Origin of the sequence: Leifsonia sp. NPDC014704, assembly GCF_043083605.1 — a bacterium.
GTDB lineage: Bacteria > Actinomycetota > Actinomycetes > Actinomycetales > Microbacteriaceae > Leifsonia.
Genome location: NZ_JBIBYW010000001.1, coordinates 220,856 through 245,962 on the forward strand (window position 1 = coordinate 220,856; position 25,107 = coordinate 245,962).

At 71.6% G+C, this 25,107-nt stretch carries 24 protein-coding genes and 1 tRNA gene; 16 read left to right on the top strand and 9 right to left on the bottom strand.

Going from position 1 to position 25,107, the window contains the following annotated elements:
• The 3 genes from ACF1AJ_RS01120 to ACF1AJ_RS01130 are packed head-to-tail and all read right to left on the bottom strand — an operon-like array spanning nt 1 to nt 3,196.
• On the bottom strand, nt 1-1,065 hold the full coding sequence (locus tag ACF1AJ_RS01120) for a FecCD family ABC transporter permease (protein WP_391505777.1): 1,065 nt from the start codon (nt 1,063-1,065) through the stop codon (nt 1-3).
• Nucleotides 1,062-2,135, bottom strand: coding sequence for a FecCD family ABC transporter permease (locus ACF1AJ_RS01125; RefSeq protein ID WP_391505778.1), 1,074 nt, complete (start codon nt 2,133-2,135; stop codon nt 1,062-1,064). The genes ACF1AJ_RS01120 and ACF1AJ_RS01125 overlap by 4 nt, the downstream gene beginning before the upstream one ends.
• 5 nt (nt 2,136-2,140) lie before the next feature.
• Complete coding sequence (locus ACF1AJ_RS01130; protein WP_391505779.1) at nt 2,141-3,196, bottom strand: iron-siderophore ABC transporter substrate-binding protein; 1,056 nt, start codon at nt 3,194-3,196, stop codon at nt 2,141-2,143.
• A gap of 445 nt (nt 3,197-3,641) precedes the next feature.
• Here ACF1AJ_RS01130 and hisS point away from each other — a divergent pair, with 445 nt between their 5' ends.
• The 8 genes from hisS to ACF1AJ_RS01170 all read left to right on the top strand — a co-directional run bounded on the left by hisS (nt 3,642) and on the right by ACF1AJ_RS01170 (nt 11,281).
• On the top strand, nt 3,642-4,934 hold the full coding sequence (hisS, locus tag ACF1AJ_RS01135) for a histidine--tRNA ligase (protein ID WP_391505780.1): 1,293 nt from the start codon (nt 3,642-3,644) through the stop codon (nt 4,932-4,934).
• A 66-nt stretch (nt 4,935-5,000) separates the two neighbouring features.
• Complete coding sequence (eno, locus tag ACF1AJ_RS01140; RefSeq protein ID WP_026307240.1) at nt 5,001-6,281, top strand: phosphopyruvate hydratase; 1,281 nt, start codon at nt 5,001-5,003, stop codon at nt 6,279-6,281.
• Nucleotides 6,282-6,435: 154 nt separating this feature from the next.
• Nucleotides 6,436-7,023, top strand: coding sequence for a hypothetical protein (locus tag ACF1AJ_RS01145; RefSeq protein WP_391505781.1), 588 nt, complete (start codon nt 6,436-6,438; stop codon nt 7,021-7,023).
• A complete protein-coding gene (locus ACF1AJ_RS01150) occupies nt 7,020-7,265 on the top strand; it encodes a hypothetical protein (RefSeq protein ID WP_391505782.1) in 246 nt (81 codons plus the stop codon). Before ACF1AJ_RS01145 ends, ACF1AJ_RS01150 begins: the two co-directional genes overlap by 4 nt.
• Nucleotides 7,266-7,410: 145 nt before the next feature.
• Entirely contained in the window at nt 7,411-7,908 is a 498-nt protein-coding gene (locus ACF1AJ_RS01155; RefSeq protein ID WP_391505783.1) for a septum formation initiator family protein, read from the top strand.
• Nucleotides 7,909-7,912: 4 nt separating this feature from the next.
• The gene (locus tag ACF1AJ_RS01160; RefSeq protein WP_391505784.1) at nt 7,913-8,428 is read left to right on the top strand and encodes a DUF501 domain-containing protein; all 516 of its coding nucleotides are present in this window, start codon (nt 7,913-7,915) and stop codon (nt 8,426-8,428) included.
• An 8-nt stretch (nt 8,429-8,436) separates the two neighbouring features.
• Complete coding sequence (locus tag ACF1AJ_RS01165; RefSeq protein WP_391505785.1) at nt 8,437-9,825, top strand: S8 family serine peptidase; 1,389 nt, start codon at nt 8,437-8,439, stop codon at nt 9,823-9,825.
• A 40-nt stretch (nt 9,826-9,865) separates the two neighbouring features.
• A complete protein-coding gene (locus tag ACF1AJ_RS01170) occupies nt 9,866-11,281 on the top strand; it encodes an NAD(P)/FAD-dependent oxidoreductase (protein ID WP_391505786.1) in 1,416 nt (471 codons plus the stop codon).
• Nucleotides 11,282-11,455: 174 nt separating this feature from the next.
• Here the strand turns inward: ACF1AJ_RS01170 and ACF1AJ_RS01175 are convergent.
• Nucleotides 11,456-11,529: transfer RNA gene (locus tag ACF1AJ_RS01175), tRNA-Leu, on the bottom strand.
• A gap of 365 nt (nt 11,530-11,894) precedes the next feature.
• On the opposite strand from ACF1AJ_RS01175, the gene ACF1AJ_RS01180 reads away from it, so the two are divergent.
• Nucleotides 11,895-12,272, top strand: a complete 378-nt coding sequence (locus tag ACF1AJ_RS01180) for a YchJ family protein (RefSeq protein WP_391505787.1) — start codon at nt 11,895-11,897, stop codon at nt 12,270-12,272.
• A 6-nt stretch (nt 12,273-12,278) separates the two neighbouring features.
• Here ACF1AJ_RS01180 and ACF1AJ_RS01185 read toward each other — a convergent pair whose 3' ends face one another.
• Nucleotides 12,279-14,603, bottom strand: a complete 2,325-nt coding sequence (locus ACF1AJ_RS01185) for an Ig-like domain-containing protein (RefSeq protein ID WP_391505788.1) — start codon at nt 14,601-14,603, stop codon at nt 12,279-12,281.
• A 191-nt stretch (nt 14,604-14,794) separates the two neighbouring features.
• Between ACF1AJ_RS01185 and ACF1AJ_RS01190 the strand changes: the two genes are divergently transcribed.
• Genes ACF1AJ_RS01190 through ACF1AJ_RS01205 form a run of 4 tightly spaced genes read left to right on the top strand, consistent with a single transcriptional unit; the run spans nt 14,795 to nt 19,318 of the window.
• A complete protein-coding gene (locus ACF1AJ_RS01190; RefSeq protein ID WP_309861324.1) occupies nt 14,795-15,463 on the top strand; it encodes a TetR family transcriptional regulator C-terminal domain-containing protein in 669 nt (222 codons plus the stop codon).
• Nucleotides 15,460-16,716 (top strand): MFS transporter, encoded by a 1,257-nt coding sequence (locus tag ACF1AJ_RS01195; RefSeq protein WP_391505789.1) that lies wholly within the window; start codon nt 15,460-15,462, stop codon nt 16,714-16,716. Before ACF1AJ_RS01190 ends, ACF1AJ_RS01195 begins: the two co-directional genes overlap by 4 nt.
• Nucleotides 16,716-18,008: an amino acid deaminase/aldolase gene (locus tag ACF1AJ_RS01200; RefSeq protein ID WP_391505790.1), complete on the top strand. Its 1,293-nt coding sequence runs from the start codon at nt 16,716-16,718 to the stop codon at nt 18,006-18,008. Before ACF1AJ_RS01195 ends, ACF1AJ_RS01200 begins: the two co-directional genes overlap by 1 nt.
• Nucleotides 18,005-19,318: a D-arabinono-1,4-lactone oxidase gene (locus ACF1AJ_RS01205; RefSeq protein ID WP_391505791.1), complete on the top strand. Its 1,314-nt coding sequence runs from the start codon at nt 18,005-18,007 to the stop codon at nt 19,316-19,318. Before ACF1AJ_RS01200 ends, ACF1AJ_RS01205 begins: the two co-directional genes overlap by 4 nt.
• A gap of 66 nt (nt 19,319-19,384) precedes the next feature.
• On the opposite strand, the gene ACF1AJ_RS01210 is transcribed toward ACF1AJ_RS01205, so the two are convergent.
• Nucleotides 19,385-20,272 carry a M48 family metalloprotease gene (locus ACF1AJ_RS01210; RefSeq protein WP_391505792.1) on the bottom strand — a complete coding sequence of 296 codons (888 nt, stop codon included), beginning with the start codon at nt 20,270-20,272 and terminating at the stop codon, nt 19,385-19,387.
• Nucleotides 20,273-20,279: 7 nt separating this feature from the next.
• A complete protein-coding gene (locus ACF1AJ_RS01215) occupies nt 20,280-20,846 on the bottom strand; it encodes a LemA family protein (protein WP_018191575.1) in 567 nt (188 codons plus the stop codon).
• A gap of 164 nt (nt 20,847-21,010) precedes the next feature.
• On the opposite strand from ACF1AJ_RS01215, the gene ACF1AJ_RS01220 reads away from it, so the two are divergent.
• The 3 genes from ACF1AJ_RS01220 to ACF1AJ_RS01230 are packed head-to-tail and all read left to right on the top strand — an operon-like array spanning nt 21,011 to nt 23,222.
• On the top strand, nt 21,011-21,658 hold the full coding sequence (locus ACF1AJ_RS01220) for a TetR family transcriptional regulator (protein WP_391505793.1): 648 nt from the start codon (nt 21,011-21,013) through the stop codon (nt 21,656-21,658).
• Between the two features lie 8 nt (nt 21,659-21,666).
• Nucleotides 21,667-22,491: an ABC transporter ATP-binding protein gene (locus ACF1AJ_RS01225; RefSeq protein WP_391505794.1), complete on the top strand. Its 825-nt coding sequence runs from the start codon at nt 21,667-21,669 to the stop codon at nt 22,489-22,491.
• Entirely contained in the window at nt 22,488-23,222 is a 735-nt protein-coding gene (locus tag ACF1AJ_RS01230) for an ABC transporter permease (protein WP_391505795.1), read from the top strand. The genes ACF1AJ_RS01225 and ACF1AJ_RS01230 overlap by 4 nt, the downstream gene beginning before the upstream one ends.
• A gap of 143 nt (nt 23,223-23,365) precedes the next feature.
• Here ACF1AJ_RS01230 and ACF1AJ_RS01235 read toward each other — a convergent pair whose 3' ends face one another.
• Both ACF1AJ_RS01235 and ACF1AJ_RS01240 read right to left on the bottom strand, forming a co-directional pair.
• Nucleotides 23,366-23,812 (bottom strand): hypothetical protein, encoded by a 447-nt coding sequence (locus ACF1AJ_RS01235; RefSeq protein WP_391505796.1) that lies wholly within the window; start codon nt 23,810-23,812, stop codon nt 23,366-23,368.
• Complete coding sequence (locus tag ACF1AJ_RS01240) at nt 23,809-25,038, bottom strand: winged helix-turn-helix domain-containing protein (RefSeq protein ID WP_391505797.1); 1,230 nt, start codon at nt 25,036-25,038, stop codon at nt 23,809-23,811. Before ACF1AJ_RS01240 ends, ACF1AJ_RS01235 begins: the two co-directional genes overlap by 4 nt.
• Nucleotides 25,039-25,107 lie beyond the last annotated feature (69 nt).

Here is a 25,107-nt window from a genome sequence, read left to right on the forward strand (position 1 = left end):
TCAGCCTCCACGGCCGATGCGGTTGGTCCTGGCGAGCAGCCAGAGCAGGTAGGGGGCGCCGACGATCCCGGTGACGACGCCGACCGGCAGCACGACGCCCGGGAGCGCGAACTGGGCGACGATGTCCGAGACGACGAGGATGAGCGCGCCGAGCAGCGCCGACGGGATGAGCGCGAGCGACCCGCGGCCCAGCAGCCGCCGGGCGATCGGCGCGGCGAGGAACGCCACGAAGGAGACAGGACCGGCGACGGCGACGGCGAGCGCCGCGAGCGCGACGGCCACGGCGACCACCAGGAGGCGGGTGCGCTCCGGCCGCACACCGAGCCCGGCGGCGAGGTCGTCGCCGAGGGACAGGGCTCCGAGCGGACGGCCGATCAGGAGCGCGCAGGGCACCAGCAGCACCGTCCCGATGCCGAGCACCACCAGCGAGGTGGGGTCGACGGAGTTGAGGCTCCCGGTGATCCACACCAGCGCCTGCTGCACGTCGGAGAGGTCGGCGCGGGTGAGCACGTACGAGACGATCCCGGCGCAGAAGGCCGCGATCCCGATCCCGACCAGCACGAAGCGGTAGCCGCTGACACCGCGGCGCCAGGCCAGCAGGTAGATGGCCGCGGCGGCGACGAGCGTCCCAGCGAGCACGATGCCGGAGAGCGCGAGACCCGTGAGCCCGAACCAGATCAGGGCGACGGAGCCGGTCGCGCTCGCCGCCGCGGTGATGCCGATGATGTCGGGGCTCGCGAGCGGGTTGCGGGCGACCGACTGGATGAGCGCGCCGGAGATCCCGAGGCACGCGCCGACCAGGGCACCCGCGACCAGCCGCGGCAGCCGCAGGTCGAGGATGACGAACGACGTCAGCCGGTCGGCCCGGCCGGTCAGCGCGGCCAGCACATCCGCCGGGGAGACGGCCACAGCGCCGAGCGTGAGGGAGACGGCCGCGACGAGCACGAGGAGCACGGCGAGCACGATGGAGACCCGGAGGGCGCGCGAACGGCCGTGTCGCCGGTCGGCGCGCACCGCATCCACCGTGCTGCCCATGCGTGTGGAGATCTCGGACTCCGCGCTCACAGGCTCACCAGCCGTCGGCGCCGCACCAGCGCGATGAACACCGGCGCGCCCACGAACGCCAGCACGACGCCCACCTGCAGCTCGCCGGGAGGGGCGACGACGCGGCCGAGGATGTCGCACGCGAGCAGCAGCGTCGGTGCGGCGACCGCCGAGTACGCGAGGATCCAGCGGTAGTCCGCGCCGACCACGCGCCGGGCGATGTGCGGGATGATCAGGCCGAGGAACGCGATGGGCCCGACCGCCGCGGTCGCCGAGCCGCAGAGCAGCACGATCGCCACCCCGCAGAGCACGCGGGTCACCCCGACGCGCTGGCCGAGCCCGCGGGCGACATCGTCGCCAAGCGCGAGACCGTTCAGCAGCCTCCCGAGCCCGAGCGCCAGGATCGCGCCGACAGCGAGCGTCGGGAGGATCTGCCACAGCACCCCGAACCCGCGTCCGGCGAGCGACCCGACCTGCCAGAAGCGCATGGCGTCGAGCGAGGCGCGGCTGGTCAGTTCCACCGCGGTGATCAGCGAGCCGAGGGCGGCGGAGACGGCCGCTCCCGCGAGTGCCAGCTTGACCGGCGTCGCCCCTTCGCGCCCGAGGGAGGAGACGGCATAGACGAGCACCGAGGCGAGTGCCGCGCCGGCGAACGCGAACCACAGGTACCCCGTCGGCGCGGTGATGCCCAGGAACGCGATGGCGACGACAACGGCGAGCGACGCCCCGAAATTGACACCGAGGATGCCGGGGTCGGTCAGCGGGTTGCGCGACAGCCCCTGCATGACGGTGCCGGCGAGCCCGAGGGCGAGCCCGGTGACCAGGCCCAGCAGCGTGCGGGGAAGGCGGCTGTCCACGACGACGAGCGAGTCCGCGTCGCTGCGCGAGTAGTGAAGCAGGGCGTGCACGACGTCGGCCGGGGCGATCGTGCGCGCGCCGACCATGAGGCTCAGCACCGAGACGACGGCGAGCAGGAGGGCCGCGACGGCGAAGCCCGCGAGCATGCGGCGGCGCCGGGCGCGCGGGGGCGACCCCGCGCGACCGGTACCCGCCCCGCCGGCGGCGGCGGGCGCGTCGACGCTCGCGGACATCCGCGCTACTTGACCTTGTCGGCGGCCTCGGCCAGCTGCGGCACGTAGCGGTCGAGCATCCACGGGATGCTGAGGACGCTGGGCGCGCTGGTCGCGGCGACGAACGACCGTCCGATGATCGGGGCGAATCGGCCCTCCTTGATCGTCGGCATCGCGGCGACGAGCGGGTCGGAGGTGAACGCATCCACCGCGGCCTGGTCTTCGAAGTACATCACCAGCAGGTCCGTGTCGATCTTCGACAGGTTCTCGTAGCTGAGCTGGTAGAAGAAGCTGCCGTCGCCCTTCGAGGAGTCGAGGGAGGCGATGCTCGGGGAGTTCTTGAGCCCCAGGTCGTTGAGCAGCTGCACGCGCGGGTCGTCAGCGCGGTAGACGTTGAGCTTGCCCGGCTCGTTGGCGGCGGCGTAGAAGAAGGTCTTGTCCTTGAGCACCGGGTACTTAGCGGCGAGCGCGGTCACCGCGTCCTCGGTCTTCGTGACGAGGGCGTCCGTCTCCTTCGTCATGCCGAGCGCCTTGCCGACGATCTCGGTCTGGTCGCGCCAGCTGGTGGCCCACGGCTTCTCGGGGTAGGCGACGACCGGGGCGATCTTGCTGAGCGTGTCGTACTCCGCCTGCGTCAGCCCCGAGTACGGGGCGAGGATGACGTCGGGCTTGGCCGTGACGAAGTCCTCGAACGGCACCTCTCCGGTGTCGGCGGGGATGATCTTCGGCGTCTTCCCGCCCAGCTCCTTGATGCGGTCGGCGTCCCACGGCAGGATGCCGTCCGCGGTGCCGCCGTAGGCGAACGCCGGCATGGCGACCGGGACGATGCCGAGAGCCAGCACGATGTCCTGGGCACCCCATCCCCAGGTCGCGATGCGCTTCGGCTTCGCGTCGATCGTCGCATCTCCGAGCGCGCTCTTCACCGTGACCGGGAAGGCGCCGGTGCCGCTGTCCGAGCTGCTCTGCGCGGCGGGTCCGCCGGCGCTGCAGCCGGTGAGCACGAGGGCGGCGGAGGCCACGATCGCGGAGGCGATCACAGCGAGACGCGACCGGCGACGGGCGGCGCGGGGGACAAGCAGCATGGTTCTCCTCGGGAGGGGATGGGATGGGATGGCAGCCGACGATACGGCCGGTGCGATGTAAGGCAAGCCTAACCTAAGAGATCGCGGGCGACCAAGACCTGAGCATCGACCCGCGCCGTCGAGCGGGGAGCGCACGCGACCGGCGAAGCGCCAGGGATGGCCGGCAGCGCGTCCGCCCGGTTCAGGTCGCCATTCGGGTGAGGCGGCGCCTCGCGGCGGCGCTCTCCTGGTCTCGGCGGACGCGTTGTCGGCCCGTGTCTGGCAGCGAGCACGCGTTCGTGGTCGGACGGGTGCGACTCATGCCAGGTCCTGTGTTGAGGACGCCACCGAGCCCCGCGCAATGGCGAAGCCTCAGGGTGGCAACGCCTGGATTTTACGCCGGCGCGTGGATGCGCACCATACCCCCGGCACCGGCCGTCGGCCGCCTTCATGGAAGAATCGACGCATGGCCTCACCGATCACCCCGCCCCGCGGCATGCGCGACTTCCTCCCCGCTGAGAAGGCCCGCCGCGAGCATGCTCTCGGGGTGATCCGCCGCAGCTTCGCCGCGCACGGGTTCGACGAGATCGAGACCCCGGTCGTCGAAGACGTCGAGCGTCTGCACTCGGGGCTCGGCGGCGACAACGAGAAGCTGTCGTTCAGCATCCTGAAGCGCGGACTCGACGGCGACGACCTCACGGCCGCCATCGACTCGGGCGACCTGCTGAGCCTCGCCGACCTCGGGCTCCGGTTCGATCTGACGGTTCCGCTCGCCCGCTTCTACGCCACCCACCGGGCGGAACTGCCCCCGGTCTTCCGCAGCATCCAGATCGCGCCGGTGTGGCGGGCGGAGCGTCCGCAGAAGGGCCGCTATCGCCAGTTCGTGCAGTGCGACATCGACATCATCGGCGAGGCGACGCAGCTGGCCGAGGTGGAGCTGATCACGGCGACCGCAGCGGCGCTCGAGGCCTTGGGCCTCAGCGACTGCACGATCCGCATCAACGACCGCCGCATCCTGAACGGGCTGCTCGAGTACTGCGGTTTCGACGAGACGCGCTGGCCACAGGTGCTCATCTCCATCGACAAGCTGGACAAGATCGGCGCGGAGGGCGTGGTGGCCGAGCTCGCCGAGGGCGGGGCGGACTCCGCGGCCGTGCTCGGCGGCATCCTCGCCGACCTGGAGCCGCATCTGGCCGACGGGGGCGTCGCGCTCACCGTCGAGGCGATCACCGGCATCCTCCCCGAGGGGATGGACACCGACGCCGTCGCCGACCTGGAGGCGCTCGCGCACGCCCTTGACACCCTCCCGCCCGGCGTCGCCCTGCGGTTCGACCCGACGCTCGTGCGCGGCATGGGGTACTACACCGGCACCATCTTCGAGATCGCCCACCCCGGCTCCGGCAGCTCGGTCGGCGGCGGCGGACGCTACGACGGGATGATCGGCCGCTTCCTCGGCACCGACGTGCCCGCCGCGGGCTTCTCGATCGGCTTCGAGCGGGTCGTCGACCTGATCGAGCTGCCGGAGGACGCCTCAGCGGAGTCCGTCGTGCTCGTGTACGACCCCGCCGTTCCGCTCGACCGCCTCGTCGCGATCAAGTCGGAGCTGATCGCGCGCGGGCAGCGCGTCCGCCTCGACCGGCGGGCGAAGAACCTCAAGGCCGTGCTCGACCGTGCGGCCTCGGCCGGCTTCCGCTCGTTCGCGTTCGTCAACGCCGACACGGCGGATGCGGCCGCCCTCGAGGTCAAGCCGCTGAACTGACCGGCTCACCCGGCATCACTAGACTGACGTCGTAAATCCCACGAAAAACCACGCAAGGAGACAGTTGTGGCTGCAATCGAAGCTGTAGGCGCTCGCGAGATCTTGGACTCGCGCGGCAACCCGACCGTCGAGGTCGAGGTGCTCCTCGAGGACGGCACGGTCAGCCGTGCCGCCGTCCCGTCCGGCGCGTCCACCGGGGCGTTCGAGGCCTACGAGCTGCGAGACGGCGACAAGGAGCGCTACCAGGGCAAGGGCGTGCTCAAGGCCGTGGATGCGGTGCTCGACGAGCTGGGACCTGCGATCGAGGGCTTCGAGGCCTCCGAGCAGCGTCTGGTCGACGAGGCCCTGATCGACCTCGACGGCACCGACAACAAGAAGCGCGTCGGCGCCAACGCCATCCTCGGCGTCAGCCTCGCCGTCGCCAAGGCCGCGGCCGACTCGGCCGACCTGCCGCTGTTCCGCTACGTCGGCGGACCGAACGCCCACGTCCTGCCCGTCCCGATGATGAACATCATCAACGGTGGAGCGCACGCGGACACCGGCGTCGACATCCAGGAGTTCATGGTCCTCCCGCTGGGTGCGGAGACCTACTCCGAGGGCCTCCGCTGGGGCGTCGAGACCTACCACTCGCTCAAGGCGCTGCTGAAGTCGAAGGGCCTCAACACCGGTCTCGGCGACGAGGGCGGCTTCGCCCCGGAGCTGGAGCACAACCGTGCGGCGCTCGACCTCATCTCCGAGGCCATCGAGAAGGCCGGCTTCACCGTCGGCCGCGACATCGCCCTCGGCCTCGACGTCGCCTCCACCGAGTTCTTCGAGAACGGCGTGTACCGCTTCGAGGGCCAGGAGCGCACCGCCGCCGAGATGAGCGCCTACTACCAGGAGCTCGCGGCGAACTACCCGCTCGTCTCCATCGAGGACCCGCTGGCGGAGGACGACTGGGAGGGCTGGGCGCACCTCACCGCCGAGCTCGGCACCAAGCTGCAGCTCGTCGGCGACGACCTGTTCGTCACCAACCCGAAGCGCCTCGCCGAGGGCATCACCAAGCACGCGGCCAACAGCATCCTCGTCAAGGTCAACCAGATCGGCACCCTGACCGAGACACTCGACGCCGTGTCGCTCGCCCAGCGCAGCGGCATGACCGCCGTGCTCTCGCACCGTTCCGGCGAGACCGAGGACACCACGATCGCCGACCTCGCCGTCGCCACCAACGCCGGCCAGATCAAGACCGGCGCCCCGGCCCGCTCCGAGCGCGTCGCGAAGTACAACCAGCTGCTCCGCATCGAGGAGGAGCTGGGCGACGCCGCCGTCTACGCCGGCCGCAGCGCCTTCCCGCGCTTCACCGCGTAACGCGCACCCACCGCGCGGCCCCCGGGGTTCCCCCGGGGGCCGTCCGCGTCTCCGGCTGCGTGAGGTGCACGTAGTTGCGCCTCCGCACGGCGTGTCGCGCGCAACTACGTGCACCTCGAGGCCGCGGGCGGGCGCCCGACGGTAGGGTGCTGGGGTGCGGATCGACGAGGACGGGGACGCGGGGGAGGTCGAGGCGCCCATCGGGGCGCCCCTCCGCTGGTACGAGGCCGTCCTCCCCGGCATGCTGTTGGCGCTCGGTGCCCTCGCGGCGGTGCTCTTCCTGGTGCCGCGCGCGACGCCCGGTTACGCGGTGTACCTTCTCGTCGCATCGCTGGTCGCCCTCGCCGCCGCAGTGACCCTGGAGGTCTGCGCGTGGCGCGCCTACGCGACGCTCGATCCCCGGTGGGTCCGCAGATACCGGTTGGCTGCAGATGCCGCTCTGGTGGCCGTGGGGCTGCTCGTGCTCCTTGCCCCGTTCTCGATCTTCTTCTTCGCTTTCGCGGGATACCGTGCGGCCGCGCTGGACTTCCCGCTGGTCGCCCGCGTCGCTCTGCGAGCCTCGCCCGCTCAGTGGCACCGCCGCGCGATCTGGTGGGGCGCCTCCGCGGTCGTGCTCACGGTCGCCAGGCCGCTCGCGCAATATCTCGGGTCGCCGTTGCTGTTCGTACCCGTGCTCGTCGCCGGCGTTGGTCTCTCCCTCGCGGCCGGTTTCGCCTACCGCCTCGGCCGGAGCGCCGCATGACCACGGAGTCGGAGGTCGTCCCGCTCGTCCTGTTCCTCGCGCTCGCCGCGCTGTTCGCCCTCCTCGGGCTGTTCCTGACGCTACGGCCGGACCGGAGTGCCGAGTTCTTCTCCGACGAGGATGCGCACCGCCGCTTCCGGGCACGCGACGCGCGGGCGCTCGGCGTGGTCTTCCTCGTCGGCGGCGGTGCGCTGGTCGCACTCGGCGCCGTGCGCCTCGCGGGCATCCTGACCGCCGGCTGAACGCATCCCGACACCCCGCGCCGCCACGGGTGGGACGCATGTGATCGCTTACGATAGGAGGGGGCCGCCCGGTCCCGATCCGCCACCAGCAGCCCGAACCGGAGGGCCCATGCCGAAGCCGCGCACGCAACGCGTCCCGGTACGCATGTCCCGCCCGACCGGCACCGGTCGCTGGCTGCGCCAGCTGCACTTCTCGGCGTTCTCGCTCGTGATGATGGGCGTCCTCGTGCTCGCCGTGCTCATCCTGGCACCGACGGTCCAGGCCTTCCTGTCCCAGCGGCAGCAGATCGCCGACCAGCAGCACGCGGTCGACCAGCTCGCGGCTCAGGTCGACACCCTCAAGGACCAGCGCGCGCGCTGGAACGACCCCAGCTACCTGCGCGCCCAGGCCCGCGACCGGCTCTACTACGTCATGCCCGGCGAGGTCAGCTACCTCGTCATCGACGACCGGCCGCCGGCGGCGAAGCAGGATACGACCCCCGTCAGCTCCAAGCTGGTGAAGACGCAGACCGACTGGGTCGGGTCGCTGTTCGGCTCTTTCATGGGCGCCGGACTGACGCAGGCGGCCCCGCAACAGCTGAGCGGAACCCCGGCTCCCGACCCGACGGCTCCCGCCACCGGGTCGCCCACCCCGAAGAAGTAACGCCATGACCAGACCCCCGTTCGACCCCGTGACCGACGAGGACATCGCCGTCGTCTCCGAGCAGCTGGGCCGCCCCGCCCGCAACGTCGTGGGCATCGCCGCGCGCTGCGTGTGCGGCCGCCCGACGGTGGTCTCCACGGCGCCGCGCCTCGACGACGGGACGCCGTTCCCGACCTTCTACTACCTGACGCATCCCGCCGCGACCGCGGCCATGTCGGCGCTCGAGGCGACGCAGGTCATGGCCGAGTACAACGACCTCCTCGCGGAGGACGACGGCGTCGCGACCGCCTACCGCGCGGCGCACGAGCAGTACCTGGCGGACCGCGAGTCCATCGCCGTGGTGGAGGAGATCGCGGGCATCTCGGCGGGCGGCATGCCCTCTCGCGTGAAGTGCCTGCACGCCCTCGCCGCGCACGCCCTCGCCGCCGGCCCCGGAGTCAACCCGATCGGCGACCTGGCGCTCGCCCGCGGCGACTGGTCGCCCGCGGTGTGCGAGTGCCGCATCGACGTCGCCGGCTAGGACACCCGGTGGGGGACCGGATGCGGCGGCCGGCCGCGCAGGACGCCCGAGTCGCCGCAGGCGGCCCGGAGACGCCGGTCCGCCCGCGCGACGGCCGCCCGCGCCCCACTCGCTCGCGCCCCACCCGCCGCCTCGCATCCATCGCCGCCGCTGCAGCGATCGCCATCGCGTCCACCCTCGTCCCCGCCACGGCCGCCCGCGCCGATCAGGTGCGCGACCTTGAGTACTGGCTGAACGACTACGGGTTCGCCCAGGCCTGGAACACGACCCGCGGCGCCGGGGTGAAGGTCGCCGTCATCGACACTGGGGTCGACGGTTCGGTGCCCGACCTCGCCGGTGCGGTCGTCGGAGGCACCGACGTCTCCGGTGTCGGCGCCGCCTCCGGCCAGAAGCCGCTGGGCGACGCCGAGAGCGCCAATCACGGCACCTGGGTCGCCTCTCTGCTGGCCGGCCGGGGGACCGGGCCGGACAGCGGCGTGCTGGGCGCGGCGCCCGACGCCAGCATCCTCAGCGCGTCCGTCGCTTTGGGCAAGGCGATGGGACCGGTCGGCAGCGACGAGCAGATCGCCGAGGCCGTCCGCTGGGCGGTCGACAACGGTGCGTCGGTGATCAACATGTCGCTGACTCGCAACACCCTCGACTGGCCGACCAGCTGGGATGAGGCGTTCCAGTACGCCTTCTCGCACGACGTGGTCATCGTGGCCGCCGCGGGCAACCGGGGGAGCGGCACCAGCGAGGTCGGCGCCCCGGCGACCATCCCCGGTGTTCTGACCGTCGCCGGCGTCGACCGCGCCGGCAAGGCCAGCTTCGACGCATCCGCCCAGGGCATCACGATCGGCGTCTCGGCGCCGAGCGAGCAGCTCGTCGGTGCGAACCCGGGCGGAGGGTACGTGCAGTGGGCGGGCACCAGCGGCGCCGCGCCACTCGTCTCGGGGGCCGTCGCCCTGGTGCGCGCCGCGCATCCCGAGCTGAAGGCGCCGGATGTCATCGAGCGGATCATTCGCACAGCGAAACCCGCGGGCGGCGCCGTGCCGAGCCCCATCTACGGTTACGGACTCCTGGATGCCGCGGCCGCGGTCACCGCCTCCGTCCCGCATGTCACCGCGAATCCGATGGGCGATCTGGGCGACTGGATCCGCATCCACCGACGCGCCGAATCGCCGTCGACGCCCGCGCCGTCGACCCCTGCTCCGGGCGGCGACCCGCAGGCCGCTCCCGTCCCCGCGAAACTCACCCCCGAGCGCGCGGTACCATGGAACCGGTTCTTCTGGCCGCAATGGAGCGTCCTCACCGCATTCTGGCTGCCGTTCGGTCTGATTGCCGGCTTTCTCGCTCTCGTCGCCCTCGGCGGCGTCGGCGCGTGGTCGCATTTCAGGCGGATGCGCAGCAAGGAGTAATGTAAGGCCCAAACTTATCGGTTAGAGGAGACGCTTCACTGTGCCCAAAATCCTGATCGTCGGCGGCGGATACGCCGGCTTCTACACCGCGTGGAAGCTCGAGAAACAGCTCCGCCCGGGCGAGGCTGAGGTCACCATGGTCGACCCGCTGCCGTACATGACGTACCAGCCGTTCCTCCCGGAGGTCGCCGCGGGGTCGATCGAGCCGCGTCACGCGGTCGTCGCGCACCGCCGCCACCTCAAGACCACCAACATCATCACCGCGAAGGTCACCTACGTCGACCACGCACGCAAGGTGGCGACCATCCAGCCGCCCATCGGGGAGGCGTACGAGTTCGAGTACGACATCGTCGTGGTCACGGCGGGCGCCGTCTCGCGCACGTTCCCGATCCCGGGCGTCGCGGACCAGGCGGTCGGCCTCAAGAACATCGAGGAGGCCGTGTACATCCGCGACCAGCTCCTCACCAACTTCGACAAGGCTGCCGGCATGCCGGCCGGCCCGGAGCGCGACCGCCTCCTCACCGTGGTGGTCGTCGGCGGCGGCTTCGCCGGCATCGAGATCTTCGCCGAGCTGCGCTCGTTCGCCAGCGCGCTGCTGAAGCGCTACCCGGAGCTGTCGTTCGAGGACACGCACTTCCACCTGATCGAGGCCATGGGCCGGATCATGCCGGAGGTGTCGCTCAAGACCAGCCACTGGGTGATCAAGAACCTCGCGGAGCGCGGGGCGCAGATCCACCTCGACACCCAGCTGCAGAGCGCGGTGGACGGCGTGATCCAGCTGTCGACTGGCGAGACCTTCGAGACCGACCTGATCGTGTGGACCGCCGGCGTCATGGCGAACCCGACGATCGTGCGTCACACCGACCTCCCGATCGAGGAGCGCGGCCGCCTCCGCGTCCGTGCCGACCTCCGCGTGGGCACCGACGAGGAGATCGTCGAGGACGCCTGGGGCGCCGGCGATGTCTCGGCCGTCCCCGACCTGACCGGTGCGGGCGTCGGCGGCTACTGCGTGCCGAACGCCCAGCACGCGGTGCGCCAGGGCAAGCTACTCGCGAAGAACATCGTGGCGTCGCTGCGCGGCGAGCTCCCGCGCCAGTACTACCACAAGAGCCTCGGTGCGGTCGCCGGCCTCGGCGTGGGCGTCGGCGTGCTCCAGTCCGGCAAGATCGCCATGAAGGGCGTCATCGGCTGGCTCGCCCACCGCGGCTACCACGGCCTGGCCATGCCGTCGTGGGAGCGCAAGTGGCGCGTCATCTGGGGCTGGTGGAACAACGTGTGGCTCGGACGCGACATCGTGTCGCTCGAGGCCGTGCAGCACCCGCGCGCCGGTTTCGAGGAGTTCGCCGCCCGCCCGAAGCCGGCCGTCGAGGCCGCTCCGGAGGAGCCGGCGAAGAAGGCTTCGGCCCGCAAGAAGCCCGCTGCCGAGAAGCAGCCGGCGGAGGTCACCGCGAAGTAGTTCGCGGAGCGAACGCCGCGCGAAGGCCCGGTCCCGCAGGGGCCGGGCCTTCGTCGTCCGGTCGAGGCGCTCCAGTCGGAGATTTGCTCCCGATCGCGCCGAAACTCCATCCGCACCGCGGTCCGTCGGAGTTTCGGGCCGGTTTTACCGACGCAAGCGCGCCCGGCGGCCGAGTACCCCCAGTGGGACTCGAACCCACACTCGGGCGAGTTTAAGTCGCCTGCCTCTACCGATTGGGCTATGGGGGCCGATGGTGCAGCGGGCCGACGAGCGGCGCGGACGGCCGCCGGTCGAGGTCTAGCGGTCGCGGTAGGGCGACTTGACCATCTGGACGATCGCGGCTGCAGCGATCCCGCCACCGACGATCACGACGAGCCAGATGAATCCGATGAGCAGACCTTCCATGCGATCAACGCTACACCGTCGCCGCCGCACGCCGCGTCTGCGAACTCCCTCAGCCGTTCCGGAGTCCTTCTCCAACCTTCTGCGGCACACTCGTCGCAGACACCCTTTCTGGTGAGGTGTCCTCGGTCCGGCCGGTGCCCGGGATCCCCCGACGCGGGCGCCGGCCGGGCCTCCACTCGGGCCCGCCACGGCCGGTTAGGCTCGATCCGTGACCACCCGGTGCCCCTGCCTGAGCGGCGAGACATACGACGCCTGCTGCGGTCCGCTGCACCGCGGCGACCCGGCCCCGACCGCGGAGCGTCTGATGCGATCACGTTTCAGCGCCTTCGCCCTCGGTGACGCCGCGTATCTGCTCCGCAGCTGGCATCCGTCCACCCGACCCGACGAGCTGGAGCTCGACCCGGGGCTCCGCTGGTACCGCCTCGACATCGAGCGCACCGAGCGCGGAGGTCCGTTCGACCGGGACGGCGTGGTGGAGTTCGTCGCGTACTACAAGGGCAGCGAGCGGGGGAGCCTGCACGAGGTCTCGCGGTTCGCGCGCGAGGGGCGCGGCTGGTTCTACGTGGATGCGCTCAGCGCATCCTGACGCCGGTCACGGCACCGTGCGGTCGAGCGCCGGCGCGACGTAGCGCTCCCACAGCCACACCGCGACGCTGGCCGCGGCGAAACCGGCAGCGACACCGACGATGACGACAACGCCGACACCCCGTTCGACGAGGGAGGCCACCGGCAGGAGCAGCGCGAACAGGACCGTGTACACGACGAGGCTGAGCCCGCCCCAGAGCCAGCGCGACCACTGAGCGACGGCACGGCCCGCGAGGCCGCCGAGCGGGAGCAGTATGACGGACGCCGAGCCGATGCCGATCAGGGCGAGCGCGTTGACGAGTTCGACCACGAACGCACTGAATGCCCCGGTCGGTGTCGGCAGCAGCCCGACCGCGAGCCAGGCGAGCACACCCAGGGCCGCGACCGCCGAGATCTGCACGGCCGCGATCCGTCCGCGGCGCGCGCGGCCGGCGTGCGGCGCCATCGAGAGCCCGAGCACGAGGGCGAACAGCAGTGCGGGGGAGAGCCCGAGCAGGCGGGAGCCGAAGGCCGCGACCGCGACCACGACGAGCAGTTCCGGCCGCACGGTGAGGCGCGGCACGGGGAGGCCGAAGTGCGGCGCCAGGGCGCGACCGGCGAGCACCCACACAGCGTTCACGCCGGCGACGGCGATCCCGATGGCGAGCAGGACCCGCAGGTAGGCGCCCGGGTCGGAGAGCGGCGTGGAGAGGGTCACCAGCACGGCCGCGGCGATACCGACCACGGGAACGAGCCAGCGCGGTTGAGCCGGCGTGGACGGCGACCCACCCGCGGCGGGTCCGTTGTCAGGTGTCGGCGTCCGCTCCGACCGCGCTGCGGCGCCGAACAGCGCCGAGGCCTCCGCGACGTCGGAACGCGGCCGGTTGCGGCCGAACACGGACACTCGGCGGCGCTCCCGATCCGCGCGGGCGGCGCGCCCGCGGGCGAGTGCGGCGGTCAGCAGCCGCGCCGGCAGGACCAGCAGGAGGAGTGCGGCGACGGCGAGACCGACCGAGCGCATCCACCCGGGCAGCGAGGCCGCCGTCACGACCGGAGCGGAGGCGTTGGAGAACGGCGTCGCGATCCACCCGCGGGTGTCGGGATGGAGTGGTCCGGCACCCGTCCCGCCACCGGCGGCGGGCGGCACCGGCACCACGGGGGTCGGCGTCGGGGTCGGCGTGCGCGTCGGCGACGGCGTCGACGGCGTGGTGGCTGCCGTGACGCCGAGGGTGACGGCGTTGCTCCCGGCGCTCACGTTGCCCGCGGCGTCCCGCTGCAGGGCGGAGAGCGTGTACGCGCCTTCGGGGAGGGCGCCCTGGCACATCCAGGCGCCTGCGGCGACGTCCGCCGTGCAGACCACGGTCGTGCCCTGGGCGGTGGTGGCGTAGAGGGTCACATGCGCGCCGGTCTCGCCCGTGCCGCCGAACGCGACCGCCGCACCGGCGAGGACGGACGTCCCGCTCGGCGGGGAGGTGATGCCCGGGGCGGCGGGAGCCGTGCGGTCCACATCGAGGGTGACCCGGCCGCTGGATGCGGACGCCTGCGACGAGAACGGAGCCGTCTGCATCGCCGTCACGGTGTGGCGTCCATCCGGCAGCGAGCCGCTGAGCACGCACGCCCAGCCGCCGTTCGCGTCCGCCGGGAAGGTGCAGCTCGCGCCGGTGTCGGCGGTGACCGTGACGCTCGCGCCGGGGTAAGCGGTGCCGCGCACGCTGCCGCCGGTCGACACGGCGCCGGTACCGGCGATCACGGGCGGGTGCAGCACATCCACCCGGGCGCTGTAGGACCCGCTCAGGGTGGATTCGGCGCGGACGGAGACGCCGGGGCCGTCGGGCAGCGAGGCGAGGGTGCAGCGCCAGTCGCCGTCGTCATCCACCGTGGCGGTGCAGCTCTGCGCGCTTCCCGGGGAGGAGCCGGCCGAGACGGAGATCGTGTCGGTCGGCGTCGCGGTGCCCGAGACAGCCAGGGGGAAGCTGCGCACCAGATCCGGGAGGCGGTCGATGCTCACCGGGCTCGGCGTCGGGGTCGGGGTGGGGGTGTCGGACGGGGAGGAGGTGTCGGTCGGCGAGACGGCCGACGGCGTCGGAACGGCCGCCGGGCGCGCGGAAGCGGACGCCGGCGATGTGCCGGAGCCGGAGGAGAAGGAGGCTGCAGCGGACGAGGCTGCGGGTGACTGTGCTGCGGAGGAGCGGACTGCGGTGGAGCCGGATGCTGCGGTGGAACCGGATACTGCGAGTGCGGACGTCGGTGCGCCGGGCGGGGGCGGTGACGCGGTGGCGGGGGGAGCGGCGCCGATCAGGCCAGCAGCGCTGAGCAGGAGCACGGCGAGCGCTGCGACGGCAGCGACGGACACCAGTCGGCGCGACCCCCGTGGCCGGACTGGTGGTGACACGTCGCTCGTAAATCCCCGCATTCCACCCCATTCCAGGGGGTACTGATAGCCGGTGTCAAACGAATCGCCCGCATTTGCGGCATACTGTGATGTGGGTCAACTGTCCCACTTTCCCCGCGCGACGGAGCGCGGGTGGAGCCCGAGGAGTCCGGATGACGCGCATCCCGGTCGCAGACCGTCGCACCGCCCTGGTCCAGGCCGCCCTGCGCGTGATCGCCCGCGACGGTGTCGCCGCCGCCACGACCCGCCGGATCGTCGCCGAGGCCCGCATGCCGCTGGCCAGCTTCCATTACGTCTTCGAATCGCGTGACGAACTCATGGCCGAACTCATCGAGGCCGCCGTCGGCAGCGAGCAGACCGACTTCGCGCCCGCACTCACCGTCGAGGCCGGAGGGGCAGGGATGCGCGACGCGGTCCGCGCGGGCCTCCAGCACTACTTCGACGGCGTCCGCGCCGATCCCGGCCGCGAGAAGGCGATGTTCGAGCTGACTCACTGGGCACTGCGCGAGCCGGGATTCGAGCCGCTCGCGCGCCGGCAGTACGCGCGCTACCACGAGGTCGCGGCGCACGCTGCGGCAGAGACCGCGCGCCTGGCGGGATACGAGTGGACGCGTCCGCTCGACGAGATCGCCCGCATCCTGGTCTCGTTCACCGACGGGCTCACCGTCGGCTGGCTGGTCACCCGGGACGACGCAGCGGCCGCCGCCGTGATGGATGTGGCGGCCGACGCCCTCGCCGCCCTCGCCGTCCCGACCTCCGAACCGCACCACCGCACCACGCACCACACCCCCGCCCCCTCGACGAACGCAGGTGCACGATGACGAACACGACGACGCCGGCGGTCTTCGCCGAGCCGGTGCGCAAGGTCCCCGGACGGTGGATCGCCGCCTTCGCCGTCGCCTGGCTGGGCGTGTGGATGGCGCAGCTCGCGCCCATCCAGAAGCTCCTGCCCGACCAGGTGCAGGCGCAGTTGCACTCCGACTGGTGGGTGGACAACGTGGTCGCCTTCGGGGTCATCTCGGGCATTTCCGGGGTGTGCGCCATCGTCGCCTACCCGCTGACCGGCGCTCTCTCCGACCGCACCACCAGCCGTTTCGGCCGCCGCCGCCCGTGGATCGCCGCCGGAGCCGTCGTCTTCGCCGTCTCCCTGGTGCTGCTGGGGCTTCAGACCACCATGGTCGGGATGGGCGTGTTCTGGTCGCTCGCGCTGACCGGTTTCTGCATCCTCACCGCCGCGCTCACCGCCACGATCAGCGACCAGGTGCCGGTCGACCAGCGCGGATACGTCAGCGGCTGGATCAGCGCGCCCCAGGCGATCGGCATCATCCTCGGCGTCGCCCTGGTCACCTACGTCTTCGTCGGCGCGTTCGTCGGCTACACGGCGATGGCGGTGCTGCTGGTGGTGCTCGTGCTGCCGTTCCTGTTCCTGCCGGACGCGGTGCTGCCGGTGGAGCTGCGCGAACGGATGTCGTTCCGCGGCGTCGTCGAGGGACTGTGGATCAGCCCGCGCGAGCATCCCGACTTCGGGTGGACGCTGCTCAGTCGCGTGCTGGTCAACTTCGGCAACGCGTTCGGCACGTCGCTGCTGCTCTACTTCCTCGAGTTCGGCCTGCGCGACCCGAACGCCGACGACGACCTGCTCATCCTCATCCTCGTCTACATGGTCTTCGTGATCGTGGCGTCGCTCGTGCTCGGCCGGCTGTCCGACCGTCTGGGCCGCCGCAAGGCGTTCGTGTTCGCGTCCTCTGCCGTGCAGGGCGTCGCGGCGCTGCTGCTCGCGTTCGTCCCGCAGCTGTCGGTCGCCGTCGTCGCCGCGGCGCTCCTCGGCATCGGCTACGGCTGCTTCCTATCGGTGGATCAGGCGCTCGCCACTCAGGTGCTGCCCGATCCGGAGAGCCGCGGGAAGGACCTCGGCATCATGAACATCGCCCTGGCCGTGCCGCAGGCGGTCGCGCCCCTGTTCGGCGCGATGATCGTGGCGGCGCTGGGCGGCTTCGCCGGCCTGTTCGTCCTGTCGGCCGTGTTCGCGTTCGCGGGAGCGCTTGCGGTCGCCCGAGTGAAAGCGGTGCGCTGATGAGCGACCTCGACCTGTCCACCCCGCCGGCCCCGGCCGAGCGGACCTGGACGACGCCCGACGTGTTCTGGCCGTCGCTCTCCGCGGCGACCGCGCGGCTCGACCCTCCGCTCGCGGTGCTCCACCTGCCCGCCTTGCGGCACAACGTCCACGACCTGCTGCGTCGGGCGGCCGGGCCGTCCGACCGGCCGGCGAAGGCCATCCGGGTCGCCTCCAAGTCGGTGCGGGTGCGCTCGGTGATGGATGCGGTGCTCGCCCTTCCCGGGTACTCGGGCGTGCTCGCATACACGCTTCCGGAGGCGTTGTGGCTCGCGGAGGGCGACGCGGAGCACTCGCCGATCGAGGACGTCGTGGTCGGCTACCCGACGGCCGACCGCGCGGCGATCGCGCGGCTCGCCGCGTCTCCCGAGCTCGCTGCCCGCGTCACGCTCATGGTCGACTCGATAGCCCACCTCGACTTCATCGACGCGGTGGTTCCGCCGGCGCAGCGGGAGACCATCCGGTTGTGCCTCGAGCTCGACTCCTCCTGGTTCGCGCCGGTGCTCGGTCACGTCGGCGTGTTCCGGTCGCCGCTGCACTCGGCGGCGTCGGTGCGCACAGTCGCCGAGGAGATCGTGCGGCGCCCGGGCTTCGCGCTCGTCGGGATGATGGGGTACGAGGCGCAGATCGCCGGCCAGGGCGACAACCTGCCCGGCAAGCCGGCGTGGGGTGCGACGCTGCGGTGGATGCAGAAGAACTCCCGCGACGAGCTCCTCGGCCGGCGCGGGGAGGCGGTCGCCGCCGTGCGTCGCATCGCGGATCTGGAGTTCGTGAACGGCGGCGGGACCGGCTCCATCGAGTTCACCGCCTCCGACGAGTCGGTCACCGAGATCGCGGCGGGCAGCGGACTGTTCGGCGGTCATCTGTTCGACACCTACCGGTCGTTCCATCCGGCGCCGGCCGCATCCTTCGCCCTCTCCGTGGTGCGCCGGCCGAACCCGGAGACGGCGACTCTGCTCGGCGGCGGCTGGATCGCCTCGGGGCCGCCGGGGCCCGACCGGATGCCGAAGGTCGAGTGGCCGACCGGCCTCAGCATGGTCGCGCGCGAGATGGCCGGCGAGGTGCAGACGCCGCTCACCGGCGCCGCGGCCGGCGTGCTGCGCATCGGCGACCGGGTCTGGCTGCGGCACACGAAGTCCGGCGAGCTCAGCGAGCACGTCGACGCCTTCCAGCTGGTGGACACCGTGGACGGTCGGGCGCGCGTCGTCGGCGAAGCCGCGACCTACCGCGGCGACGGGAAGGTCTTCCTGTGACGGCGGTCGGCGGCCTGTGGCGCAACTGGGGCCGGACCGAGGCGGTGCGCCCGCAACGGGTGGAGCGCCCGGCCACGGCCGAGGCGGTGCAGCGCGCGGTGCAGGCGGCGAACCGGACCGGGATGCGCGTCAAAGCGGTCGGCGCCGGGCACAGCTTCACGGGCATCGCCGTGGCACCGGGTGTGCAGCTCGACCTCGAAGATGTGAACGGCATCCGCGACGTCGACCTCGAACGCGGGCGCGTGATGCTCGCGGCCGGCACGCACCTCCACCAGCTGCCGCGGCTGCTGCGGCCGCACGGCCTGGGGCTCGAGAACATGGGGGACATCGACCGGCAGACGATCGCCGGGGCGACCTCCACCGGCACACACGGCACGGGCGGATCGTTCGGCGGCCTGGCGACGCAGATCGTCGGGCTCACCCTGGTCACCGGCACGGGGGAGCTGCTGCACATCGACGAGACGGAGAACGCCGAGCTGCTCCCTGCTGCGCGCCTGGGGCTCGGCGCGCTCGGCGTCATCGTCGACATCACCCTGCAGTGCGTTCCCGCGTACCTGCTGCAGGCCGTCGAGCGGCCCGAACCGCTGCAGGCGACCATGGAGTCGTACCTGGAGCGGTCGGCGGCGGAGGACCACTTCGAGTTCTACTGGTTCCCGCACACCGAGACCGCCCTCACCAAGACCAACACGCGCCTGCCCCTGACGGCCGAACGGAAGCCGCTCCCGCGGGTCGGACGATGGGTGGACGACGAACTGCTCGCCAACGGCCTCTATCGGGGAGTGTGCGCGCTCGGCACGGCGGCGCCCGCCGTCATCCCGCCGTTCAGCCGGCTCGCGCAGCGCCTCACCGGCAACCGCGACTTCACCGACCACGCGCCGCAGGTGTACGTCACCAACCGCACGGTGCGATTCCGGGAGATGGAGTACGCGCTGCCGCGGGAGGCCGTGCCCGAGGCGCTCGCCGAGGTGAAGGCGCTCATCGAGCGGAAGGGATGGCGGATCTCGTTCCCGATCGAGGTGCGGAGCGCCGCGGCCGACGACAACTGGCTGTCGACGGCGTACGGGCGCGAGACGGGCTACATCGCCGTGCACCGGTACTACCGGGAGGACCAGCGCGAGTACTTCGCCGCGGTCGAAGAGATCATGGTCGCCCACGACGGGCGCCCGCACTGGGGCAAGCTGCACAGCCGGGATGCGGACGCGCTGCGCGCCACGTACCCGCGCTTCGACGACTTCCTCGCGGTCCGCGACCGCCTCGACCCCGAGCGGCGCTTCGAGAACGCCTACCTGCGCCGCGTCCTCGGTCCCTGACCCGCCGAGGTGCACGTCGTGGTCGCTCAACCGCCGGAATAGCAGCCACAAGGTGCACTTCGGCGGCTAGAAGCTGCCGCCCATCTCCTCCAGGCGCTCGACGCGCTGGGGGATCGGGGGGTGGGTGGAGAACAGACGCGCCATGAGGCCCGGCTTCAGCGGGTCGTTGATCCACAGGTGGGCCATGGATGAGTTCTGCTTCTGCATCGGACGGCCGTACGCTTCCAACTTCAGCAGCGCGCTGGCTAAGGCGTCCGGGTGGCGGGTCGTCATCGCACCGGTGGCGTCGGCGAGGTACTCGCGCTGACGCGACACGGCCAGCTGCACGAGGGTCGCCACCAGAGGAGCGACGATCGCGGCGATCAGCCCGAACACCAGCACGACCGGGTTTCCGCCGCCGTTGTTGTTGTTGTTGCGGTTGCCGCCGAAGAACGCCATGCGGAGGAAGATGTCGGCGATGAAGCCGATCGCCACGGTCAGGCCGAAGACGATCATCCCGAGCCGGATGTCGTAGTTGCGGACGTGCCCCAGCTCATGCGCCATGACGCCCTCGAGTTCGGCGTCGGTCATGATGTCGAGCAGGCCGGTCGTCGCGGCGACGGAGGCGTGCTCGGGGTCGCGGCCGGTCGCGAACGCGTTGGGCGCCGGGTCGTTGACGATATAGACGGCCGGCATGGGCGTACCCGTCGTGATCGACAGGTTCTCGACGACGTTCCACAGCCGGGGATTGTCCGCCTTCTGGATCGGGATGGCCCCCGACATGCTCAGCGCCTGACTGCTGGCCAGGTAGTACTGGAAGAGCGCGTAGAGCACCGCTCCGACGAGCACCACGACAAGGATCGTGTAGCTCTGGTAGATGTACGCCGCCAGCCATCCGAGCGCACCGATGAGTACCAGGAACAGCAGGATGATGAAGACGGTGTTGCGCTTGTTCCTGGCGATCGCCCTGTACATCTACGCCCTAGAACTGGACGCGTGGGGGCTCGGCGATCGCGGCGAGGTTGTCGACCTCGAAGAACTCGCGCTCGGTGAAGCCCAGGCGTCGGGCGAACAGGTTGTTGGGGAACACCTTGATCTTGGTGTTGAACTCGCGCACCCCGCCGTTGTAGAACCGACGCGACGCCTGGATCTTGTCCTCGGTGTCGACCAGGTCGGCCTGCAGGCGCAGGAAGTTCTGGCTGGCCTGCAGCTGCGGGTAGGCCTCGGCCACGGCGAAGATGCTCTTCAGCGCGGTCTGCATGTGATTCTCGGCGACGGACGCCTCACCCGGCGTCTGCGCGGAGAGCGTCTCGGCGCGCGCCTGCGTCACGGACTCGAAGACGCCTCGTTCGTGCGCGGCGTATCCCTTGACCGTCTCGATCAGATTCGGGATGAGATCGGCACGGCGCTTCAGCTGGACCGTGATGTCGCTCCACGCCTCGTCCACCCGCACCTTGAGGGTGACCAGCGAGTTGTAGGTGGCCCACAGGTAGATCCCGATGATCGCGACGATCACGACGACGATGATGACCGGAATGAGCCATTCCATGTTCGCAGAACTCCTTGTGTGCCAGGCGCCGGGTCGAGCAGATGCGCAGACCTCATCCTAGCTTCGGCGGAGCGGGCTCTCACCGCGTTCTCATCACACTCGAAGCAAGCGCATCGGCTGTGGACAGCACCCTCGATCTGCGCCGCGGCGTGCAGAATGGGGCCGTGAGCGAAGCAGCGACGCGGCGACGTCCCGGACGGCCGCGGAAGGAACGCGGGGCCGGGTCCGCGCGGGCGTCGATCATGCGTGCGGCGGCGGAGGAGTTCGCCGAGCGCGGGTACGAGGCGGCGTCGCTGCGGGCGGTCGCCCGGCGTGCGGGCGTCGACCCGGCGCTCGTCCACCACTACTTCGACGACAAGGCCGACCTGTTCACCGCGACGCTCGAGGCGCCGCTCCGGCCCGACCGCGCAGTGGATCTGATCCTCGCCGGCACCCAGCACGACATGGGCGAGCGACTGGTCGCCTACCTGCTGGAACGTCTGGATGACGAGAAGTCCGGCCGACGCATGGTCGTCATCCTGCGCACCGTCCTCAGCTCGGGCCCGGGCACGCGCATGGTGCGCGAGTTCCTGGTGCGCGAGGTCCTCTCGAAGCTCGCGGGGCTGGTCGGGGGAGAGGATGCGGAGCTGCGCGCCGAGCTCGCCGCCAGCCAGCTGGTCGGCCTGATCATGACGCGGTACGCCCTCCGGGTCGAGCCCATCGCCGGCACGCCCCGGGAGGAGCTCGCGCGTCGCGTCGGCGCCGTCGTGCAGTGGCACCTGTTCGGAGCGCCGGACGCACCTCTTGACGCGAAGCATCCCACAGGCGAATAATTCATCACATGATGAATTCGCGGAGAACGTCCGCGGAAGCGGGCGACGACGCCCTCGCCGATGCGATCGCCATCGAGGGGCTTCGGGTGCGGCGCGGACGCACCGACGTCCTGCACGGCCTCGACCTCCGCATCCCGCGCGGCCAGGTCGTCGGCCTGCTGGGGCCGAGCGGCTGCGGCAAGACGACCCTGATGCGCGCGGTCGTCGGCGTGCAGAAGGTCAAGTCGGGCACCGTGACGGTTCTCGGCCAGCCCGCCGGCACCGCGGCCCTTCGCCACCGGGTCGGCTACGTCACCCAGGCGGCCAGCGTCTACGACGACCTCACCATCCGCCAGAACCTCGAGTACTTCCGCCGGGTGCTGGGCGCCGGCCGCGCCGACGTCGACCGCGCGATCACGGCGACCGACCTCGACGAGCACTCCGGTCGCCTGGTCTCGACCCTGTCGGGAGGTCAGCGCAGCCGGGTCTCCCTCGCCGCGGCCCTGCTCGGCTCGCCCGACCTCCTCGTGCTCGACGAGCCGACGGTGGGCCTCGACCCGCTGCTCCGCGTCGAGCTGTGGGCGCTGTTCCACCGCCTCGCCGAGGCTGGCACCAGCCTCCTGGTGTCGAGCCATGTGATGGATGAGGCCAGCCGCTGCGACCGCCTCATCCTGATGCGCGAGGGCGCCGTGCTCGCCGATGCGACCCCGGCGGAGCTGCTCGCCGAGACGGGAGCCGTCGACGCCGAGGGCGCCTTCCTCGCCCTGCTGCGCCGCCACCACGCCCGGCATGCCCTGCCGGAAGCGGAGCCGGATGCCGAGTCGGAGAGCGGAACGGAGGTGGGAACGCCATGAACCCCACGCGCACGCTCGCGACCACCGGCCGCGTGCTCACCCAGATCCGTCATGACCCGCGCACCGTCGTGCTCCTGCTGGTGGTGCCCGCGCTCCTCGTGGGGCTCGTCGCCTGGATCTTCACCGACACCCCGGTGTTCCAGACCATCGGCCCGGCCATCCTCGCCCTGTTCCCGTTCATCGTGATGTTCCTGGTGACCTCGATCACCACACTGCGGGAGCGGAGGACCGGCACCCTGGAGCGGCTGCTTTCGATGCCGCTCGGCCGCAGCGACTTCATCCTCGGTTACACGCTCGCGTTCGGGCTGCTCGCGGTGGTGCAGGCGCTCGTCGCGTCGGCGTACGCGCTGTGGGTGTGCGGGCTCGATGTGAAGGGCGACCCGTGGCTGCTGGTGGCTGTCGCGGTGACGGATGCCGTGCTCGGCAGCACCCTTGGACTGTTCGCGAGCGCGTTCGCCCGCACCGAGTTCCAGGTGGTGCAGTTCATGCCGCTGCTGGTGTTCCCGCAGATCCTGCTCGGCGGGATCTTCCTCCCGCGCGACCAGCTCCCCGCCGGCCTGAAGGAGATCAGCGACTGGCTGCCGCTGTCGCACGCGGTGGATGCGCTGAACGCCGTCGCGACGAACTCGCACGACGCCGCCTACGTGGGCGGTCAGCTCCTCATCATCGGGGCGTTCGCGGTCGCCGCGGTCGTCTTCGGGGCGCTGACCCTGCAGCGCCGCACCGCCTAGCGGCTGGGGGGCGTTCTGCTTGCGTAGGTAAAACCGCCGCAGATCTCCGACGCACCGCGGTGCGGATGGAGATCCGGGGCGGATGCGGCGGAATCTCCGACGGGAGGTGGCGGAGCTCCGACGCAGGCGGTGCAGCGAGACCGCTACGCGCTCGCCTCTTGGTCGGAGACCGGCAGCTCGGCGGTGCCCGTGTAGCGGTACCGGACGCGCGAGCCGGTGCGCGGCTCGTCGATCGGACGCCACTCGGTGCCCACATTGTCGTCGCCCACGATCGAGACGTCGCGGATGACGTCCTTCGGCTGCCCGTCGACGAACGACTGGATGACCTCGGCGTAGACCTCGGAGTCCGGATTGAGCAGCACGGCGACGTAGTGGTCCGACTGTCGCACCTCGCGCGCCGGAACCCACAGCCGCTCGTCGAACTGCACCAGCGTACCGCCGTCGGCGGCGGCGTGCGGCCTGACCCCGGTGACGATCCCGTCGAGCCAAGTGTCGCCGTCGTGGTACGCGTACAGCTCGCGCATCGGCGTCTCGTAGTCGGCCTCGTCGGCCCCGTCCTGATCCAGATAGTCCAGCGGTGACGTCGTCATGCCCCGAACCCTACCCCCGCCCGCAGCGCACCCGCGAGGAGCGGCGCGAGGTCGCCGCGCGCACCCTCGGCGACCTCCACGCGCTCCAGCCCCTGCCACGCGGCCGTCGAATCCAGCAGCGGGAGGAGCCGGTCGATCGTCGCCGGGGGAGCGCCCGGCTCCGTCCACGCCGACTGCACGCGCAGGACGCCCGCCTGCCGGTCGCTCTTCAGGTCGATACGCCCGACCAGGGCGTCGTCGAGCAGGATCGGCAGCGAGTAGTACCCGTACACGCGCTTCGGTGCCGGCGTGTAGATCTCGATGCGGTAGTGGAAGCCGAACATCCGCAGGGCCCGGTCGCGGTACCAGACCACCGGGTCGAACGGCGACAGCAGCGCCGCGGCCTCGATCTGCCGCGGCTTGCGGGCATCGCGGTGCATCCACGCGCGCAGCGGCCGGCCGGCGCTCTCCCAGCCGGGCACCTGGACGGGGACGAGCTCGCCTGCATCCTCCAGCTCCTGCAGGGCGACGGAGACGCGCGGGCCCGTGATGCGGTAGTAGTCGGCGAAGTCGCGCGCGGTGCCGATGCCGTGCGCGACGGCGGCCCGGCGCAGGAGCTCGCGGATCGCGTCCTCATCGCTCACGGTCTGCTGCAGCACGCTCGCGGGGAGCACGTCGGCGGCCAGCCCGTACCGGCGCTGGAATCGCGTGCGCCCGGCGATCGCGACCTCGCCGAACAGGAACATCCGCTCCAGCGCGCGCTTCACCTCCGACCAGCCCCACCACGGACCCGTGCGGTGGTTCGCGTCGTGCTCGATCTCGCCCGCGACCAGCGGCCCGCGCTCGGCGAGCTCGCCGCGCAGCCACTCGACCGTGCTCTCGTTGACCTCGAACCAGCTCCCCGGACCGCCGTACCGGGCGCGGTAGTCGCGCATCCGCCAGGCGAACAGCGGCCAGTCCTCCGTCCGCATGAAGGCGGCCTCGTGCGGCCAGTACTCGGTGTACGGGCCGCGCGCGTCGAAGGTGAGCCGGTCGAGGAGGCCGCGGTCGTAGGCGCCCAGGCGTGCGAACGCCGGGAGGTAATGGCTGCGCTCGAAGACGTTGACCGAGTCGATCTGCAGCAGGCGCAGGCGGTCCATCAGCCCGTTGAGCTGCCGCGTGCCGACCGTGTCGGGATGCGGACGGCCGAAGCCCTGCGCGGCCAGCGCGATGCGACGTGCGAGTGCGGGGGAGACCTGTTCGACCACGCGACGACCCTATCGACAACCCCGGACACCGGACGTTCACCGCGTCGTCACCGGCGCGCGACCGCCCGG